This is a genomic window from Streptomyces litchfieldiae (genome assembly GCF_031845365.1).
Lineage (GTDB): Bacteria > Actinomycetota > Actinomycetes > Streptomycetales > Streptomycetaceae > Streptomyces > Streptomyces litchfieldiae.
The window spans coordinates 40,768-56,268 of record NZ_JAVREL010000011.1 but is presented as its reverse complement, the minus strand read 5'-3'; the positions used below and the strand labels follow the sequence as shown (position 1 = coordinate 56,268).

Here is a 15,501-nt window from a genome sequence, read left to right as displayed (position 1 = left end):
CCGGCGCTGACCAGGTCCGCTCCCACCTGGTGATTTCGCCGCCCAGCAGGAAGTCGGCACTCTCTTCCGCCGAATTGCCCGGCCGCTCGGGACCAAAGTCCCGGCCTTTGGTCCCATTCATCTCCTACGCTTTTTCGTAGGCCCTGATCCGCGTGTGGTGAGCGTCACCGGCGGGGCGCGATCAGCGCGGAAAAAGCTCGAATGCGACGCATCGGCGACCGCCGAAACGGGGGGCGAACGCGTCCGCCATCGTGGTGTGGAGCTCCCGGGCGTAGTCGGCCGGATCCTGGTCGCCGAGGGCCGAGATATAGGCGCGGTGCTCGGCGAGGGACTCGATGGCGCGGGCCAGGGCGCTCTCGCCCACCGCCTGGGCGTGGGTCGCCTCCGGGGAGCCGGCCACGGCCACCCAGCGCACGCCGTCCCAGGGCTCCACGCCGCCCTCGCCGAGCTGCTCGGGGAAGATCCACCGGTTGCCCGCGTCCCCGGCGGCGTCCAGGACGGCCCGGCCCACGATCCGGTGGTCCGGGGTGTTCCAGGACCGGCCGCCCCAGGTGTCGCGGTGGTTCAGGGTGATCAGCAGCTCGGGCCGGTGGGCCCGGATGGCCTCGGCCAGGTCCCGGCGCAGCGCGGTCCCCTCCTCGATCACCCCGTCCCGGTGGTCCAGGAACGTCACGGAGTGGACGCCGACGACGCGGGCGCTCGCGAGCTGCTCGGCCTCCCGGACCCGCGCGCTCTCGCCGGGCTCCAGGGTGTCGATCCCGGCCTCTCCCCTGGTCACCAGCAGATAGGCGACCTCGCGGCCGGCGTCCGTCCACTCCGCGACGGCCGCCGCGGCGCCGTACTCCAGGTCGTCGGGGTGGGCGACGATGGCCAGGGCCCGCCGCCAGTCGGTGGGCATGGAGGTCAACGACTCCGTCACCATGTGTCTCCTCTTCGATCGGCTCGGCTCTTCGATCGGCTCGGCCACGGGGATCCGATCACCCTAGTCACGCGCCGGCACGTGGCCCGGCCAGACCGGCCGGACCGGGCCTATCACGCGCCGGTGGGCGGTCCGGCATGCCGCGCGCCTCCGGTCCCGGCGCCGTTCAGCCCGTCACCGCGTCGGGCAGCCGGCGGCGGCAGCGTTCGGCCCGGCGGGCTATGGCCTCCCAGGCGGACCGGGCGCCGGAGCCACGACGTTCCGCCAGGGCCCGTTCACACAGCGCGAGCGCCGCGGCGTGGTCGCCGAGGCGGCGCTCGTAGTGCATGGACAGCCGGTTGAAGACAACGGTGTCGCGGGCGCCGCGCTCCAGCGCCCACTGCCACAGCCGCACCGCGTCCTCGACGCGCCCCAGGCGCTCGAACGCCTGCCCGGCGTAGCGCGCGCCCCGGCCGAGCGCGGCCAGGTCCCCGGCGTCGGCGAGCAGCGGCAGATGGGCGGCCAGCGCGTCGGCGCCGGGCGTGGCCGCGCCGTGGTACGAGACGAGCGCGCCGCCCGGGCTGCCGGTGTCGCACAGCCCCAGGGCGTCGCAGGACCAGCAGCTCCGGCAGTCCGGCAGGGCGGCGATGGCCGCGGCCGGGCCGGGGAAGAGGCCGAGGATGTGGTCGGGGCCGGCGGCGCCCCGGTCCAGGGTGGCCAGGTGAGTGACGATGTGCGCGACGTCCTCGCGGTTCGCGCCGCCGGCGAGCTGGAGCCGCAGGCCGGTCAGCAGCGCGTCCCGGGCGGGGCCGGGCCGGGGCGGGCCGAAGACGGAGGTCTCGTCGCAGAGCATGCCGCCGAACCAGCCCCACAGCCGGCCCGCCTCCGGACACTCCTCGGCCGTGAGCACCGCCAGCGCCCGGTGCCAGCCGTCGGCGCCGCCCTGCCAGCCGTCGATCGTCAGGTGCGCGGCGCGGTGCGCGGGTGCGATGCCGTCGGTGTCGGCGTCGCAGCGCACGCGCTTGCGCCGTTCCTCGCGGAGCACGTCGGCGGCCGGGGCGGCGAGCCGGGAGAGGTCGGTGTGGCCGTCGGCCGCCGCCCGGCGCAGGAGCTCGACGAGCAGCGCAGCGGTGACCTCGGCGTCGGAGTCGGCGCGGTGGGCGCGGTGCGGGATGCCGAAGGCGGCCACGCAGGTGGTCAGCCGGTGGTTGGCCAGCTCGGGCAGGAAACGCCGGGCCAGGCGCAGCGTGTCCAGCGCGGTCGCGGGCAGGTCGCCGGTGCCGGAACGTTCCAGCTCGGTGGCGAGGAAACGGAGGTCGAAGCCGACGTTGTGCGCCACCAGCACGGCGCCGTCCAGCCGGCGCAGGATGTGCGGGATCAGCTCGGCGAAGCGCGGCGCGGTGGCGGCCCGCGCGTTGGTGATGCCGTGGATGTGGACCGGCCCGGTGTCGCGTCCGGGGTCGACGAGGCTGGTCCACCGGTCGGTGACGGAGCCGTTCTCGACGGTCACGAGGGCCAGGGAGACCATGCGGTCGCCGCGTTCGGGGCTGAATCCGGTGGTCTCGCAGTCGAGCACCACGAAGCGTTCCCGGAGGAGCCCGGGAGGTATGGCGGCCGTCATCGGCGTCAGCGCCAGCCGTGCCGCAACTGGAGGCTGTGCACGACGCGGTTGAACCGCGCCCGGTCCAGGGCGCACGCCTCGCGCCGCATCCCGTCGGGGTGCACGCGCAGCACGCGGTCCAGGTGGACCCACGAGTCGCGCCCGCTGCGGTCCCAGGGGCCGGAGCCCAGCGGCAGCCACTCGCCGTCGTGATCGCGGTCGCGGCTGGAGAGCTGAACGGCCAGCAGCGTGTCGCGCCGCTCCTCGCGGGCCACGACGAGAACGGGCCGGTCCTTGCCGCGGCCGTCGTTCTCCTCGTAGGGGACCCAGGTCCAGACGATCTCTCCGGGGTCGGGGTCGCCGTCCGGCTCCGGGGCGTACTGGGTGCGCACGGCGCCGACGGAGCGCGGCTCGACCTCGACAGTGGCGGCGGGGCCCTGCCGGCCCGGGATCTCGTCTGTCTCTATGCGGTCCATGGCGCACACGCTATCGCCGCGCGCCGGGCGCGCCGCCGGGGGCGCCCCTCTCGCCCTCCGCGCCGGGAAGCGTGGCGAACAATCCCGGTGGTGACATGCCGTCAGCGCCGAGGCGGCCGCGTCGGCCTGACGGGCGGTGGAGTCGCTCGGCGCTACCGTGGCGGCATGGCCAGGGAGACGATGCGGGCGTGGGTGGTGCGGGAGCCCGGGCGGCTGGACCCCGTGGAGCTGCCGGTCCCCCGCCCCGCCGCGGACGAGCTGCTGGTGCGGGTGCGGACCTGCGGCGTCTGCCGCACCGATCTGCACATCAGGGACGGTGACCTGCCGCCCCACCGCAGCCCGGTGGTCCCCGGCCACGAGGTGGTCGGCGAGGTCGTCGAGGCCGGCCCGCGGGCGGCCGGGCACCCGGTGGGCGCGCGCGTGGGCGTCGCGTGGCTGCGCCACACCTGCGGCCGCTGCCACTACTGCGCGCGCGGCCGGGAGAACCTGTGCCCGCACTCCCGCTACACCGGCTGGGACGCGGACGGCGGCTACGCCGAGTACGTCACCGTGCCCGCCGCCTACGCCTATGAACTGCCGGACGGCTACGGCGACGAGGAGCTCGCGCCCCTGCTGTGCGCGGGCATCATCGGCTACCGGGCGCTGCTGCTCGCCGATCTCCCGGCGGGCGGGCGACTGGGCGTCTACGGCTTCGGCGGCTCGGCCCACCTCACCGCGCAGGTCGCGATCGGCCGGGGCGCGCGGGTGCACGTCCTGACCCGGTCCGCCGCCGCGCAGGACCTCGCGCTGCGGCTGGGCGCGGCCTCGGCGGGCGACGCGCACGCCGGTCCCCCGGAGCCGCTGGACGCGGCGATCCTCTTCGCGCCGGCGGGCGATCTGGTGCCGGTGGCGCTGGCGGCGCTCGACGGCGGCGGCACGCTGAGCATCGCCGGCATCCATCTCACCGAGCTGCCCGCGCTGAACTACCGGCGGCACCTCTTCCGGGAACGGACCGTGCGCAGCGTCACCGCCAACACCCGGCGGGACGGCCGGGAGTTCCTGGCGGCGGCGGCCGAGCACCGGGTCACCGCGACGGTGGTGCCCTACCCGTTCGACCGGGCGGACGCCGCGCTGGACGATCTGGCCGCCGGCCGGGTGACCGGCGCGGCGGTCCTGACGCTGCCCTGAGCCGACCGGAAGCCGCGCGCCGCCGGGGGCGGTCGCGGGCGACCGGTCAGAAGCGGGGGACCGGTCAGAAGTGGGCGGTGCGCAGCGTCCGTTCGCGCACGGAGTCGAGGAAGCTGGGCACGTCCTCCATCTTGGTCCCCGTGCACTGAATGATCAGGTCCATCACGTCACCCGCCGACAACGCGCCCACCACCGGGTGGACATGGGCGAGCCCGATCCGCTCCTCCATGCGCTTGAGCACATGGATGGCGAGGTTGAGCTCGGGCACGCGGCTGGTGTGGCCGAAGTCGAGGTTCTGCTTGATCACCCACATCTCCGGGATGACCTGGCCGAAAATGATGACGTGCGCGAGCGCGAACATGGAGCGGGCGCACTGCCGGGCGCTCTCCTCGGTCTCGTCCTGAAGCGCTTTCACGCCCTCCTCGTCCTCGGCCAGATGCGCCTGGATCAGCGCCACCGCATGCAGCACTTCCTCCGTGGTATAGGGCCTCGCCACATCGTCCATCCGCCACCCCTGATCACTGTGCGCCGATCGTAGGAGCACCCAGTGTGGCAGGTTCGTCGGCACCTGGGGACCGTTCGCGCCCGATCGCCCCCATTCGCGCGTGACTTCGGTCACTTATCCGTGCGTTTCTCCTGTCCCCGCCGGTCGCGCGTCACTCCGGCCGGGCGGCCGTTCCGGTCCAGGCCGGGCGCCGCGGATCGTCCACCCGCACCACGATGTCCGCGGCCTCCCGCGGCGCCACCTCCGCCTCGTAGCGGGCGAAGGCGGGCAGCGTCCACCGTTCGCCCGCGGGGATCCGCCGCTCCAACGCGCCCGGCGACAGGCTCAGATGCACGGTGAGGTCCGCGGGGAACCAGTGGCCCAGCAGGAACGTGCCGTGCAGCAGGAGCACGCCACCGGGCGGCAGCGGCACGGCGGGGCTGCGGGTGGCCCGGTCCCGCTCCGCGTCCCACAGGTCCGGCAGGACGCGCCCCGAGCCGCCCGGGTCCAGGGGCGTGAGCACCTCCCGCCACAACGCGCCGGTGTCGAGCCAGCGTTCGTAGTAGGCGTCCGGGTCCCGCCGGCCGTGCTCAAAGCGCAGGGAGGCGGCGCGCAGGAACCCTGCCGCGCCCACCACGAGCGCCGCCCGCCCGCGCACGCGCAGCGCCTGGGCCACGGCGTCCGCCAGCTCGCCCGTCCCCGCCGCCGGCGCGCCGTCGATCAGCACGCGCGGCCAGGATCCGCCACCCTCCGGCCGCAGCCCGTGCACGCGGTCCGCCAGCGCCTCGCCGAGCCGTTCCGGGGTGATCGCCTCCAGTCGCATGGACCTCATCCTCCCCGGACGCGCGGACAAGAAGAGGACCCGGGGGCGTAGCCGGCCCCCGGGCCCCTGTGGTGCCGCCCGTTCGCACGCCCCTGCGGTTCATGGGGCGGGTCAGCGTCATGGCGTCGTGCTCTGCCTTTGAGCCACCGCCGCACGTGGCGCGGCGGGCCGGAGTCGAACCGGCAATCTCGACGCTCCTGCCCGCGCCCGGCTGCCCGGGCGATGGGCGGCGATGCTGAGTCTGGAGCGAGAGTCTGAGATTGATGTCCTCACGACAAGCTTCAGCTTCAGCTTGCGCTCCTCAGGCGCACCCCGGCGGAACGCTCCGCGCCCGCCGGGGAGTTGGTGGGCTCCCCGTCCGTCAGGCGAAGAGGTAGCCGAAGAGGGCCTCGCCGACGCGCTGGTCGGTGACCTCCATGCCGTTCGCCTCCTCCCGGGCGAACTTCACCGCCTGCTGGACCTTCTCGATCCGCTCCAGCAGCTCGTTCACCCGGCGCGCGGGCAGCGCCCCGGAGAACTTCACGGTGGTCCAGTACCCGACCGGGATGTCCTCGTAGTAGACCTCGACCTGGGCCGGGTGTTTCTCGGTCGCCTCGGCCTTCACGTGGTTGCGCGGCACCTTCTTCGTCCGCACGGTCCGCACCGGCTCGGTCTTCCACCAGTCGGTCGAAGGGTCCAGGCTCCAGGACTCGGCGGCGTCCAGGACCGGCAGCTTCCGCAGGAACGCGCCGAGTTCGGCGAGCTGCTTCTCCAGGAAGAGCAGGTACGCCACCGGCACGTCGGCGAGCAACGTCCGCCCGTCGACGGTGACATCGGCCCGCGCCGCGCAGTTCGCCCAGTCCTTGGTGGCGGTCACGTCGAACAGCCGGCTGAGGGTCTTCGCGGTGTCGCGCAGCACGTCCTCGGCCTTCACCTGAACCCGCGTGGACTCCGGCGACAGTTGCTCGCCCTCCTCGTCCTTCGGCTGGTAGGTGCGCGAGATGCCGGCCAGCAGCGCGGCCTTGGTCAGGCCGTGCTGCACCGCGGTCAAGTCCTGCTGGGACTTGGACTTGACGCCCTTCTCCACTGCGATGATCTGATTGAGCTTCGCCACTCCGGAACCGTATCGGTTCCCGCGAGCGGCCCGCGACCCGGTTTCCCCGCCCCGAGGCGACCTTCCCTCCGGGGGCCCGGCGCCGCACGATAGAGCACATGACCGAAGAGACCGGCCGGGCGCCGCTGGAGCTTTATGTGGAGTCGCTGCGCGCCAGGCTGCCCGCGGCTCAGTTCATCGTGCTGATGCGCGCCTTCCACGCCTGCCTGTCCGGCGAGACGGGCGGTGCCGTGGGCCTCACCCGGCCGCGTCTCACCCCGGACGAGCAGGAGTTGTTCACGCCGGAGATCCAGAGCGAGATGGTCGCCCTGCTGACCCTGGCCGGCGCCGCGCCGTTCGCTTCCGCCGCCGAGCCCGCGGCGTAGCCGCCCGCGCGGGTGCCGCGCCCGCGGCCGGCAATCCGGGCCGGCGGGCGCCGCGTTGAGCCGCGTCATCGGACACCCGCCCGCCGGGACGATCCAGCACCTCGCGCACCGGCCGTCGGCCGCACGCGGGATGTCATGCCCGCCGAACGCCACCGGCGCGCCCGGCACGACGGCGGCCCCCGGGCACCCGCCCCCGGCGACAGCGTGGGCGCCGGACGCGCAGACATGACCGCGGTTCACACCCGATCCGCCCGGGTAGTGACATCTTTTCCATGGATCGGAGCATTTGGAGCGAAAGGAGCCGAGTGTGCCGGATGTACCCGACCAGATCATCGATCTCGCCAAGCGCCGCAACGAACCCATCGTGGTCCAGACGCTCCGCTCCTCGGTCGCCGCCACCATCTCCTACGTCGTCGCCCTCCAGCTCACCGACGTCACCGCGCCGCTGCTGGCCCCCCTGACCGCGCTGCTCGTCGTGCAGGTCACCCTCTTCGCCACGATCACCACCGGCGTCCGCCGGGTGAACTCCGTGATCACCGGGGTGCTGGTGGCGACCGCCTTCAGCACCATCGTCGGCCTGAGCTGGTGGAGCCTGGGGCTGCTCATCCTCACCTCACTCGCCGTCGGGCACCTGGTGCGCGCCGGTGAATTCGTGCCCGAGGTGGCGATCAGTGGCATGCTCGTGCTCGGCGTCACCCAGGTCGCCGAGACCGCGCTGGACCGGGTGGTGGAAACGGTGATCGGCGCCGTCGTCGGCCTCGTGCTCAACATCATCTTCGTGCCGCCGGTGTGGGTCGGTTCCGCCAGCGAGGACATCGAGGAACAGGCCGGGCGCATGAAGGAGTTGCTCCGCATCCTCAGCGCGGAGGCCGAGCAGCGCACCCCCCTGGAGCGCCCCGAGGAAAAGCTGGCCGAGGCCAGGCGCCTGGACCAGGACATCGCCCAGGTGGATGCCTCCATCATCCAGGCGGAGGAGAGCCTGCGCTTCAACCCGCGGGTCAAGGAGCCGCTGCTGACCCGGATCGTGCTGCGCACCGGCCTGGACACGCTGGAGGTGTGCGCGGTGATCCTGCGCACCATGACGCGCACCGTGACGGACCTCGCGGCGCGGCGCGGCGAGGAGCCGCTGTTCCCCCCGGAGGTGGCCCCGGCCGTGCACGAGCTGTTCGCCAACCTCGCCGGCGCGGTGGACAGCTTCGCGACCCTGATCACCAGCCAGGTCAGCACCGCGGCCGACGAGGCCGAGGCGTTCCTCGCCATCGAACTCGACGCGGCCCGGATCAGCCGCGAGCACGTCGCCAAGGTGCTGCTCGCCCGCGTTCAGGAGCACCCCCGGCACTGGCAGTTGCACGGCTCGCTGCTCGCCGAGATCGACCGCATGCTGGACGAGCTGAACATCGAGAAGCGGTCGATCCACCTCGCGGAGGAGCTGGACCGGGTCTCGCGCGAGTCGCGCGAACGCTACCCGCGCCTGCACCGCGCGAGGGGCGCCGCCCGCCGCGCCAGGCGCCGCCTCAAGCCCCGGCGCAGGGCGACCGCCGGCTAACCGAAACGGATGTCGCCCTCGATGGTGCCGGTCTGGATCACGTTCCGCACCTGGGCGTTTCCGGAGACCGTGTTCTCCACCCGGGTCTGGGTGATCGTCAGCGCCGCGCGGTGCCGCTCCGCCCAGCCCGTCAGCTCCGCCGCGAAGTCCGCGTCGTCGCGGGCCCGGTCCGCGATACGGCCCGTCAGCTCCCGGACCGCCGTCTCATCGGCCGGGTCCACCGGCTCGGGCTCGGCCCGGCCGGTGAGCCGGCGCGCCAGGGACAGCAGGGACTCCCAGGCGTGGCGCCCGGCCTCGGTGGCGGCGCTGCCCGCGGCGGCCGAAACGAGAGCGACGGCGGCATCGACATTCATAGGATCACGGTAGCCGGGCAGCCACGAGGAGGGGGAGGCCGCGTGCTCCAGTGGCCGGGAGGAAACGAGGGCGGCGAGGCGAACGAGCCCGCGCCGGTGCCGCCGTACAACCGGCGGGTGCGGATCGTGGTGCAGATCCTGGACCACCCCGACGAACTGGCCCTGGCCACCCAGGAGCTGACGGCCCGGGGCTGGTCGGTGCGGCCTGCCACCCCCGGCGACGGCGTCCCGGCCGAGGAGCGGCGCGCGCCCTATCTGGTGGAGGTGCGGCTGCGCGGCGCGTGGCTTGGCGCGCGGGCCAGCGCGGTGCGCCAGGTGGAGGCGCTCGCCAGGGAACGCAAGCTCCCCCTGTGGATACGTGACTCCTCGTTGGTGGAGCCCCCGCCGGAGCCCCCGCGCACGCAGTACCACGCGCGCCGCCGGCCGCCACCGGGCGCCGGGCGCGTGCGGCACTGGGCGTTCGAGGTGGCCGCCGCCACCGGGATGGCCGACACGCAGCGAACGCTCGCCCTGCCCGGCGACCCCGGCGCCGCCGCCGCGATCGCCGAGCTCAACTCCCGTGACCTGGGCGGCACCCCGTTCGATCCCGCCACGCACACCGTGCGCCGCGCGGTGGGCCCGGCCGTCGACCCCACCCGCGCCGAGGGCGAGCGACGCCGCATGGTCCGGCAGGGCCTGTTCGCCGTCGGCTTCCTCGCCCCGGTGCTGATGTGCGGCGCGCTGGTCGCCGATCTGCCGGGCTGGTGGCGGGCGCTGCCCGTGCTGCCCCTGTTGGCGCTGTGTCACCCGGTGGGCCGCTGGGTGACGGGCAACGAGCCGCGCCCCCGGGTCGTGCGGCTGGCGGCCGGCACGCTGATCACCGGGGGCAGCGCGTTCCTCGGCTTCCTCTGGGCCGCGAACAACGACGGCTCGCTCGCCCGGCAGGCGGCCATGGTCGCCGTCTCCCTGGTGGCGCTGCTGGTCCTGGCCGGCGACTGGCTGGCCCTGCGCCACTCCTGGCTCAGCCGCAACGCCCAGTGGGTGGTGCCCCTGCTCGCCACGCCCCTGGTCTTCGTGCTGCCGGTCTTCGGCCGGGTGCTGCACAGCGTCTATCTGACCGACGAGTTCGGCATCCCCTCCTCGGCCGTGCCCATCGAGTTCTACTGGCCGGTCCTGATCGCGCTGCCCTCGATCGGGCTGGCGACGGTGTTCGTGCTGATGTTCATCGCGCTCGGCGGCTGGGCGCGCCACCTGCACCAGGTGCCGACGCTGCGGGAGCAACTGTTCGTCACCCTGCCGCTGGCCGGGGTGGTCTATGTGCTGACGGCGGTTCTGTTCGGCGTGCAGGAGGCGGGGTCGGCGGCCCGCGCCGCGGCCGAGGCCGCGGCGGACGGCCGGGAGCCCGCCGACTACTACGGCATCGACGGCCGGCTGATGTGCGTCACTCCGCTCGCCGCCCCGGACGACATCCCGATCCTGGGCGGCCCCCTGCCGCCGCCGGAGCGGCCCGTCCTGTTCTTCGGCGACGACGGCGACCACCTGTGGCTGTGGGACCCGGACCGCCGCGAGCCACTGCGGGTGCGACAGGAAGACGTCGCGCTCGCCGAGTGCCGGGCCTAACGGCCCTCAAGGCCGGTCGCGTTCGGCGGCGAGGTGGCGCAGGCGGTCCCACAGGGCGTCCACCAGGCGGGCCAGGTCGTCCACCGAGCCGTCGTTCTCCAGCACGAAGTCGGCGATTTTCAGGCGCTCCTCGCGACCGGCCTGCGCCGCCATGCGGGCGCGGGCGTCCGCCTCCGGCATGCCGCGCAGCCGGATCAGGCGGTCCAGGCGGGTGTCGGCGGAGGCGTCCACGACAATCACGGCGTCATAGCGGTCCTGGAGCTGGTTCTCCGCGAGGAGCGGCACGTCGTGCACGACGATGGCGTCCGGCGGCGCGGCCTCCCGCAGTTCGGCGGAGCGCTCCGCGACCAGGGGGTGGACGATCGCGTTCAGCGCGCGCCGACGCGCCTCGTCGGCGAAGACGATGGCGCCCAGCCGCTCCCGGTCCAGCGCGCCCTCGGGCGTCTGGACCTCGGGGCCGAACTCGGCGACAACGGCGGCGAGTCCGGGCGTGCCCGGAGCGACGACCTCCCGGGCGATCCGGTCCGCGTCGACGATCACCGCCCCGTGCTCGGCCAGCAGCCGCACCGCCTCGCTCTTGCCCGCGCCGATGCCGCCGGTCAGTCCCACGTTGAGCATGCGGGCAGGCTACCGTTCCCCGTCGTCGTCCTCGTGTTCGGCGAGGAAACGCTCGAAGACCTCGCCCAGCTCGTCGGCCGACGGCAGCTCCACCGGTTCGGCGACGAGGCTGCCCCGGGTGGCCGCCCCGGCGATCGCGTCGTACTGCTGCTCAAGGCCGCGCACCACGGCCACCAGCTCCGAATCGCCCTCGGCCAGCTCGCGTTCGATCTCGTCCTGTGTCTTCAGCGCGCCGCTGCGCAGCGCGTGCGCCGCGTCCGGCAGGACCAGCCCGGTGGCCGCCGTGACCGCCTCCAGCACGACCAGCGCCGCGTCCGGGTAGCGGGAACGGGCGATGTAGTGCGGAACGTGCGCCGCGACGCCCATCATGTCGTGCCCGGCCTGGCTCAGCCGCAGCTCCACCAGCGCCGCCGCGCTGCCGGGCACCTGCGCCTCGTCGAACACACCGCGGTGACCCGGGATCAGATCGGCGCGATTCCCATGGGGAGTGAGCCCGACCGGCCGGGTGTGCGGCACGCCCATGGGGATGCCGTGGAACGTCACCGCGAGCCGAACTCGCAGCCGCTCGACGATCCCTCGGACCGCGGCGGCGAAGCTCTCCCACTCCACGTCCGGCTCCGGGCCGGACAGCACCAGGAACGGCTGATGCGTCGCGTCGTGCACCAGACGCAGCGTCAGCTCCGGCGTCTCGTACTCGGTCCAGCGGTCGCGACGGAACGTCATCGCCGGCCGCCGCGCGCGGTAGTCCACCAGCCGGTCGTGGTCGAAACGGGCCACGGTGATGGCGGGACGGCCGTCCAGCAGCTCCTCGATGAGCTGCCCACCGGTCTCACCGGCGTCGATGAAGCCCTCGAAGTGGTAGATCAGCACCGGACCCGCGCTCCCCGTGCCGCCGGTGACCTCGTCGACCCGGGCCAGACCGGCGGGGTCCCATGCGTACAACTCCTGCGGATCTCGCACCGTCACCGCACCCCTTCCGCTGTTTCGCGTGTGCACAGGACAACGCACCGTACCGCGAGGTCATTCCCCGCGCGACAACGACGGCCGGGGCCCGCTCCCCGGGAGGGAGCGGGCCCCGGCCGTCAGTCGGATCCGCGGTGGCGGTGAGCCGTCAGCTCTGGCCGCCCGCCAGCTTCTCCCGGAGCGCCGCCAGCGCCTCGTCGGAGGCCAGCGCACCGGAGTCCTCGGCCTGCGGCGAGGAGTACGAGCGCTCGCCGCCACCGGCCTGCGGGGCAGCGCCGCCGCCACCGGCCGACTCGGCCTCGGCCTGGGCGTCCGCCTCGCGGGACTTGATGACCTGCGCCTGGTGCTGCTCGAAGCGCTGCTGCGCCTCGGCGTACTGGCGCTCCCACTCCTCGCGCTGCTTCTCGTACCCGGGCAGCCAGTCGTTGGCCTCGGGGTCGAAGCCCTCGGGGTAGATGTAGTTGCCCTGGTCGTCGTAGGACGCCGCCATGCCGTACAGGGTCGGGTCGAACTCCACGGCCATCGGGTCCGGGCCGAAGTTCTCGTTGGCCTGCTTCAGCGAGAGGCTGATCCGGCGCCGCTCCAGGTCGATGTCGATGACCTTGACGAAGATCTCGTCGTTGACCTGGACGACCTGCTCCGGGATCTCCACGTGGCGCTCGGCCAGCTCGGAAATGTGGACCAGGCCCTCGATGCCCTCGTCCACCCGGACGAACGCGCCGAACGGCACCAGCTTGGTGACCTTGCCGGGCACGACCTGGCCGATCTGGTGGGTCCGGGCGAACTGCTGCCACGGGTCTTCCTGGGTCGCCTTGAGCGACAGGGAGACGCGCTCGCGGTCCATGTCGACGTCCAGGACCTCGACCGTGACCTCCTGGCCGACCTCGACGACCTCGGACGGGTGGTCGATGTGCTTCCAGGACAGCTCGGAGACGTGCACCAGGCCGTCCACGCCGCCCAGGTCCACGAAGGCACCGAAGTTGACGATGGAGGAGACGACGCCGGAGCGCACCTGGCCCTTCTGGAGGGTGGTGAGGAAGGTCTGGCGGACCTCGCTCTGGGTCTGCTCCAGCCAGGCGCGGCGGGAGAGAACCACGTTGTTGCGGTTCTTGTCGAGCTCGATGATCTTGGCCTCGAGCTCCTTGCCGACGTACGGCTGGAGGTCGCGGACGCGGCGCATCTCCACGAGGGAGGCGGGCAGGAAGCCGCGGAGGCCGATGTCGAGGATCAGACCGCCCTTGACGACCTCGATCACGGTGCCCGTGACGATGCCGTCCTCGTCCTTGATCTTCTCGATGGTGCCCCAGGCGCGCTCGTACTGGGCGCGCTTCTTGGAAAGGATCAGCCGGCCCTCCTTGTCCTCCTTCTGGAGGACAAGGGCCTCGATCTCGTCACCAACGGCGACGACCTCGTTGGGGTCGACATCGTGCTTGATCGACAGCTCACGCGAGGGGATGACCCCCTCGGTCTTGTAACCGATGTCGAGCAGGACCTCGTCCCGGTCGACCTTCACGATGACGCCGTCGACGATGTCGCCGTCGTTGAAGTACTTGATCGTCTCGTCGATCGCGGCGAGGAAGGCTTCCTCGGAACCGATGTCGTTGACCGCAACCTGCGGGGTGGTCGCGGTGGTCTCGGTGCTGCTCGTCATGTGGTAAAGGGCTCCGGTACGGACATGTTCGTAGGCACTGCTACGCCGGAGCCCGTATCGCACTGCCGAAGCCGGACAGCCTGAGAAGCGCTCCCCGAAGGTCCGAAAACCGGAAGCGCCTCGACAACCGAGGGGACATACAACAGATGCGAGCGCGACCTGCTCCGTCCGAGGCGCGCAGGCCCGCAGCGCGTCTTATAGCATACGGGCGCTTCCCAGCAGGGTCAATGCGCGGTTCGCCCCACGAGGGGCACTATCGGGCCAAATCTGACACTTCCCAGCTCACGCGGGGCGCGCGAGCGCCGTGAGCGCGCCGTTACACACGGGCGGGAAACGGTACGCGCGCGTAGGGAAACGGCGCCGCGGCCGGGCGGGGTCTCCCGTCGGGGAGGCCGCCCGGCCGCGGGGGCCGGATCGGGGGCGGGTCACACGGCGCGGCGGGTGACGGTCGCGGTCGGGGTCGCGGTGGGCGAGGGCTCCGGCTCCTGATCGCCGTCGCCCGGCTCCTCGGGCGTCTCCGGGTCCTCGGGGTCGGCGGGGCACTCCGGGTCTGTGGGCTCCTCCGGGTCCGTCGGGTCGGTGGGGTCGGCCGGGTCGGTGGGCTCCGCGGGGTCCGTGGGCTCCGCCGGATCGGTCGGCTCCGTCGGGTCCGTCGGGTCCGTCGGGTCCGTCGGGTCCGTGGGCTCCTCCGGCTCGGTGGGGCACTCCGGGTCCGTCGGGTCCTCCGGATCCGTCGGGTCGGGGTCGGTCGGGTCCGGGCCGGTGCCGGGCTCGGTCGGACCCGGGTCGGGCTCCTCCTCGTCCGCCGGCGGAACCGGCCGGAGCTCGCCCTCCTCGGAGGCCGGCGGGGGCGAGGTGGAGTCGTCGCCCTCGTCGTCGGAGCCACTCCCGCGGCCACCGCCGGTGCCGGTGCCGCCGCCGGTGCCAGTGCCGCCGCCACCGGTCCCGCCGCCGCTGCCGCCCTGCGAGTCCGGGTTGCCCGGGCCGGGGCTGGTGGGCAGCGAGCCCTCGCCGTCGGGGACCTCGTGGACGCCGTCGCGGTAGAAGTCCAGCCAGGACCGCACGGTGCGCACGTAGTCCCAGGAGTGGTTGTAGCTGAGGAGGGCGCGGTCCAGGTCGGAGGAGACCGACAGATCGCGGTCGTTCGCGCACAGGTAATCGCCGGCGGCCAGCGCGGCGTCGTACACGTTGTTCGGGTTGGACACGCCGTCGCCGTTGCCGTCGGCGCCCCAGCGGGCCCAGGTGGAGGGGATGAACTGCATCGGCCCGACCGCCCGGTCGTGCACCGTGTCGCTGTCCCACCGCCCGTTGTCGGTGTCGAAGATCTGGGCGAAGCCGTCGCCGTTCAGCACGGGGCCGAGGATGGGCTCGGTGGTCGTGCCGTCGGCGTCCACGTCGCCGCCCCGGGCGTGGCCCGACTCGACCTTGCCGATGGCGGCCAGGACCTGCCAGTCCAGATTGCAGTCGGGGGTGGTGCCGGCCAGCGTCGTCTCGGCCTTGCGGTAGGCGTCCAGCACGGTGGTCGGTATGCCCGCCTCCGCGGGGCCGGTCGCGTCGGTCCCGGAGTCGCCGCCGCCCTGGCCGGGGCCCGCGGTGTCCAGCGGGGGCAGGTCGGTGTGGTACGGGAGCTCCGGCATGGCCTCCGGGTCCGGCTCCGGCTGCTGGTCGGCCTGCTCCTGCGCCGCGGGACGGTCCGTCGGCTCCTGCGGTCCCGGGCCGTCGCCGTTCAGCGCCTCGGGGGCCTGCGAGGCGGTGAGCGCCGCCATCGCCGCGGCGGCCACCGCCGAGCCCGAGATTCCCTGGCGGATCCTGCCGATACGCAACGCCACGTGCGTTCCCCTCCATCTGCCGTCCGGCGATCCCCT

15 protein-coding genes are annotated in these 15,501 nt (G+C 73.5%); 4 read left to right on the top strand and 11 right to left on the bottom strand.

Features of this window, described 5'->3' with window-relative positions; all coding sequences use genetic code 11:
- Positions 1-181 precede the first annotated feature (181 nt).
- From RM590_RS19215 to RM590_RS19205, 3 genes are all read right to left on the bottom strand, one after another.
- Complete coding sequence (locus RM590_RS19215) at positions 182-922, bottom strand: PIG-L deacetylase family protein (protein WP_311705856.1); 741 nt, start codon at positions 920-922, stop codon at positions 182-184.
- A 163-nt stretch (positions 923-1,085) separates the two neighbouring features.
- Positions 1,086-2,519: a 3'-5' exonuclease gene (locus tag RM590_RS19210; protein ID WP_311705855.1), complete on the bottom strand. Its 1,434-nt coding sequence runs from the start codon at positions 2,517-2,519 to the stop codon at positions 1,086-1,088.
- 5 nt (positions 2,520-2,524) lie between these two features.
- Complete coding sequence (locus tag RM590_RS19205; protein WP_311705854.1) at positions 2,525-2,974, bottom strand: type II toxin-antitoxin system PemK/MazF family toxin; 450 nt, start codon at positions 2,972-2,974, stop codon at positions 2,525-2,527.
- 180 nt (positions 2,975-3,154) lie between these two features.
- Between RM590_RS19205 and RM590_RS19200 the strand changes: the two genes are divergently transcribed.
- Positions 3,155-4,141, top strand: coding sequence for a zinc-binding alcohol dehydrogenase family protein (locus RM590_RS19200; RefSeq protein ID WP_311706024.1), 987 nt, complete (start codon positions 3,155-3,157; stop codon positions 4,139-4,141).
- 64 nt (positions 4,142-4,205) lie between these two features.
- Here the strand turns inward: RM590_RS19200 and RM590_RS19195 are convergent, their stop codons facing one another.
- The 3 genes from RM590_RS19195 to RM590_RS19185 all read right to left on the bottom strand — a co-directional run bounded on the left by RM590_RS19195 (position 4,206) and on the right by RM590_RS19185 (position 6,541).
- Positions 4,206-4,646 carry a DUF6224 family protein gene (locus tag RM590_RS19195; protein WP_311705853.1) on the bottom strand — a complete coding sequence of 147 codons (441 nt, stop codon included), beginning with the start codon at positions 4,644-4,646 and terminating at the stop codon, positions 4,206-4,208.
- A gap of 151 nt (positions 4,647-4,797) precedes the next feature.
- Positions 4,798-5,448 carry a nucleoside/nucleotide kinase family protein gene (locus RM590_RS19190; protein WP_311705852.1) on the bottom strand — a complete coding sequence of 217 codons (651 nt, stop codon included), beginning with the start codon at positions 5,446-5,448 and terminating at the stop codon, positions 4,798-4,800.
- A gap of 361 nt (positions 5,449-5,809) precedes the next feature.
- Positions 5,810-6,541: a DUF7873 family protein gene (locus tag RM590_RS19185; protein WP_311705851.1), complete on the bottom strand. Its 732-nt coding sequence runs from the start codon at positions 6,539-6,541 to the stop codon at positions 5,810-5,812.
- A 98-nt stretch (positions 6,542-6,639) separates the two neighbouring features.
- Between RM590_RS19185 and RM590_RS19180 the strand changes: the two genes are divergently transcribed.
- Together RM590_RS19180 and RM590_RS19175 are read left to right on the top strand one after the other, a co-directional pair.
- On the top strand, positions 6,640-6,906 hold the full coding sequence (locus RM590_RS19180) for a hypothetical protein (RefSeq protein WP_311705850.1): 267 nt from the start codon (positions 6,640-6,642) through the stop codon (positions 6,904-6,906).
- Between the two features lie 307 nt (positions 6,907-7,213).
- Positions 7,214-8,452 (top strand): FUSC family protein, encoded by a 1,239-nt coding sequence (locus RM590_RS19175; RefSeq protein ID WP_311705849.1) that lies wholly within the window; start codon positions 7,214-7,216, stop codon positions 8,450-8,452.
- On the opposite strand, the gene RM590_RS19170 is transcribed toward RM590_RS19175, so the two are convergent.
- Complete coding sequence (locus RM590_RS19170; RefSeq protein ID WP_311705848.1) at positions 8,449-8,805, bottom strand: hypothetical protein; 357 nt, start codon at positions 8,803-8,805, stop codon at positions 8,449-8,451. The genes RM590_RS19175 and RM590_RS19170 overlap by 4 nt on opposite strands.
- A 42-nt stretch (positions 8,806-8,847) precedes the next feature.
- Between RM590_RS19170 and RM590_RS19165 the strand changes: the two genes are divergently transcribed.
- Positions 8,848-10,404 carry a hypothetical protein gene (locus RM590_RS19165; RefSeq protein ID WP_311705847.1) on the top strand — a complete coding sequence of 519 codons (1,557 nt, stop codon included), beginning with the start codon at positions 8,848-8,850 and terminating at the stop codon, positions 10,402-10,404.
- A gap of 6 nt (positions 10,405-10,410) precedes the next feature.
- Here the strand turns inward: RM590_RS19165 and coaE are convergent, their stop codons facing one another.
- The 4 genes from coaE to RM590_RS19145 form a co-directional block, all read right to left on the bottom strand.
- Complete coding sequence (gene coaE, locus RM590_RS19160) at positions 10,411-11,022, bottom strand: dephospho-CoA kinase (protein WP_311705846.1); 612 nt, start codon at positions 11,020-11,022, stop codon at positions 10,411-10,413.
- Between the two features lie 9 nt (positions 11,023-11,031).
- On the bottom strand, positions 11,032-11,982 hold the full coding sequence (locus RM590_RS19155) for a proteasome assembly chaperone family protein (protein ID WP_311706023.1): 951 nt from the start codon (positions 11,980-11,982) through the stop codon (positions 11,032-11,034).
- A gap of 151 nt (positions 11,983-12,133) precedes the next feature.
- Entirely contained in the window at positions 12,134-13,636 is a 1,503-nt protein-coding gene (gene rpsA / locus RM590_RS19150) for a 30S ribosomal protein S1 (RefSeq protein WP_311705845.1), read from the bottom strand.
- Positions 13,637-14,061: 425 nt separating this feature from the next.
- Positions 14,062-15,402 carry a lytic transglycosylase domain-containing protein gene (locus tag RM590_RS19145; RefSeq protein WP_394813907.1) on the bottom strand — a complete coding sequence of 447 codons (1,341 nt, stop codon included), beginning with the start codon at positions 15,400-15,402 and terminating at the stop codon, positions 14,062-14,064.
- Positions 15,403-15,501 lie beyond the last annotated feature (99 nt).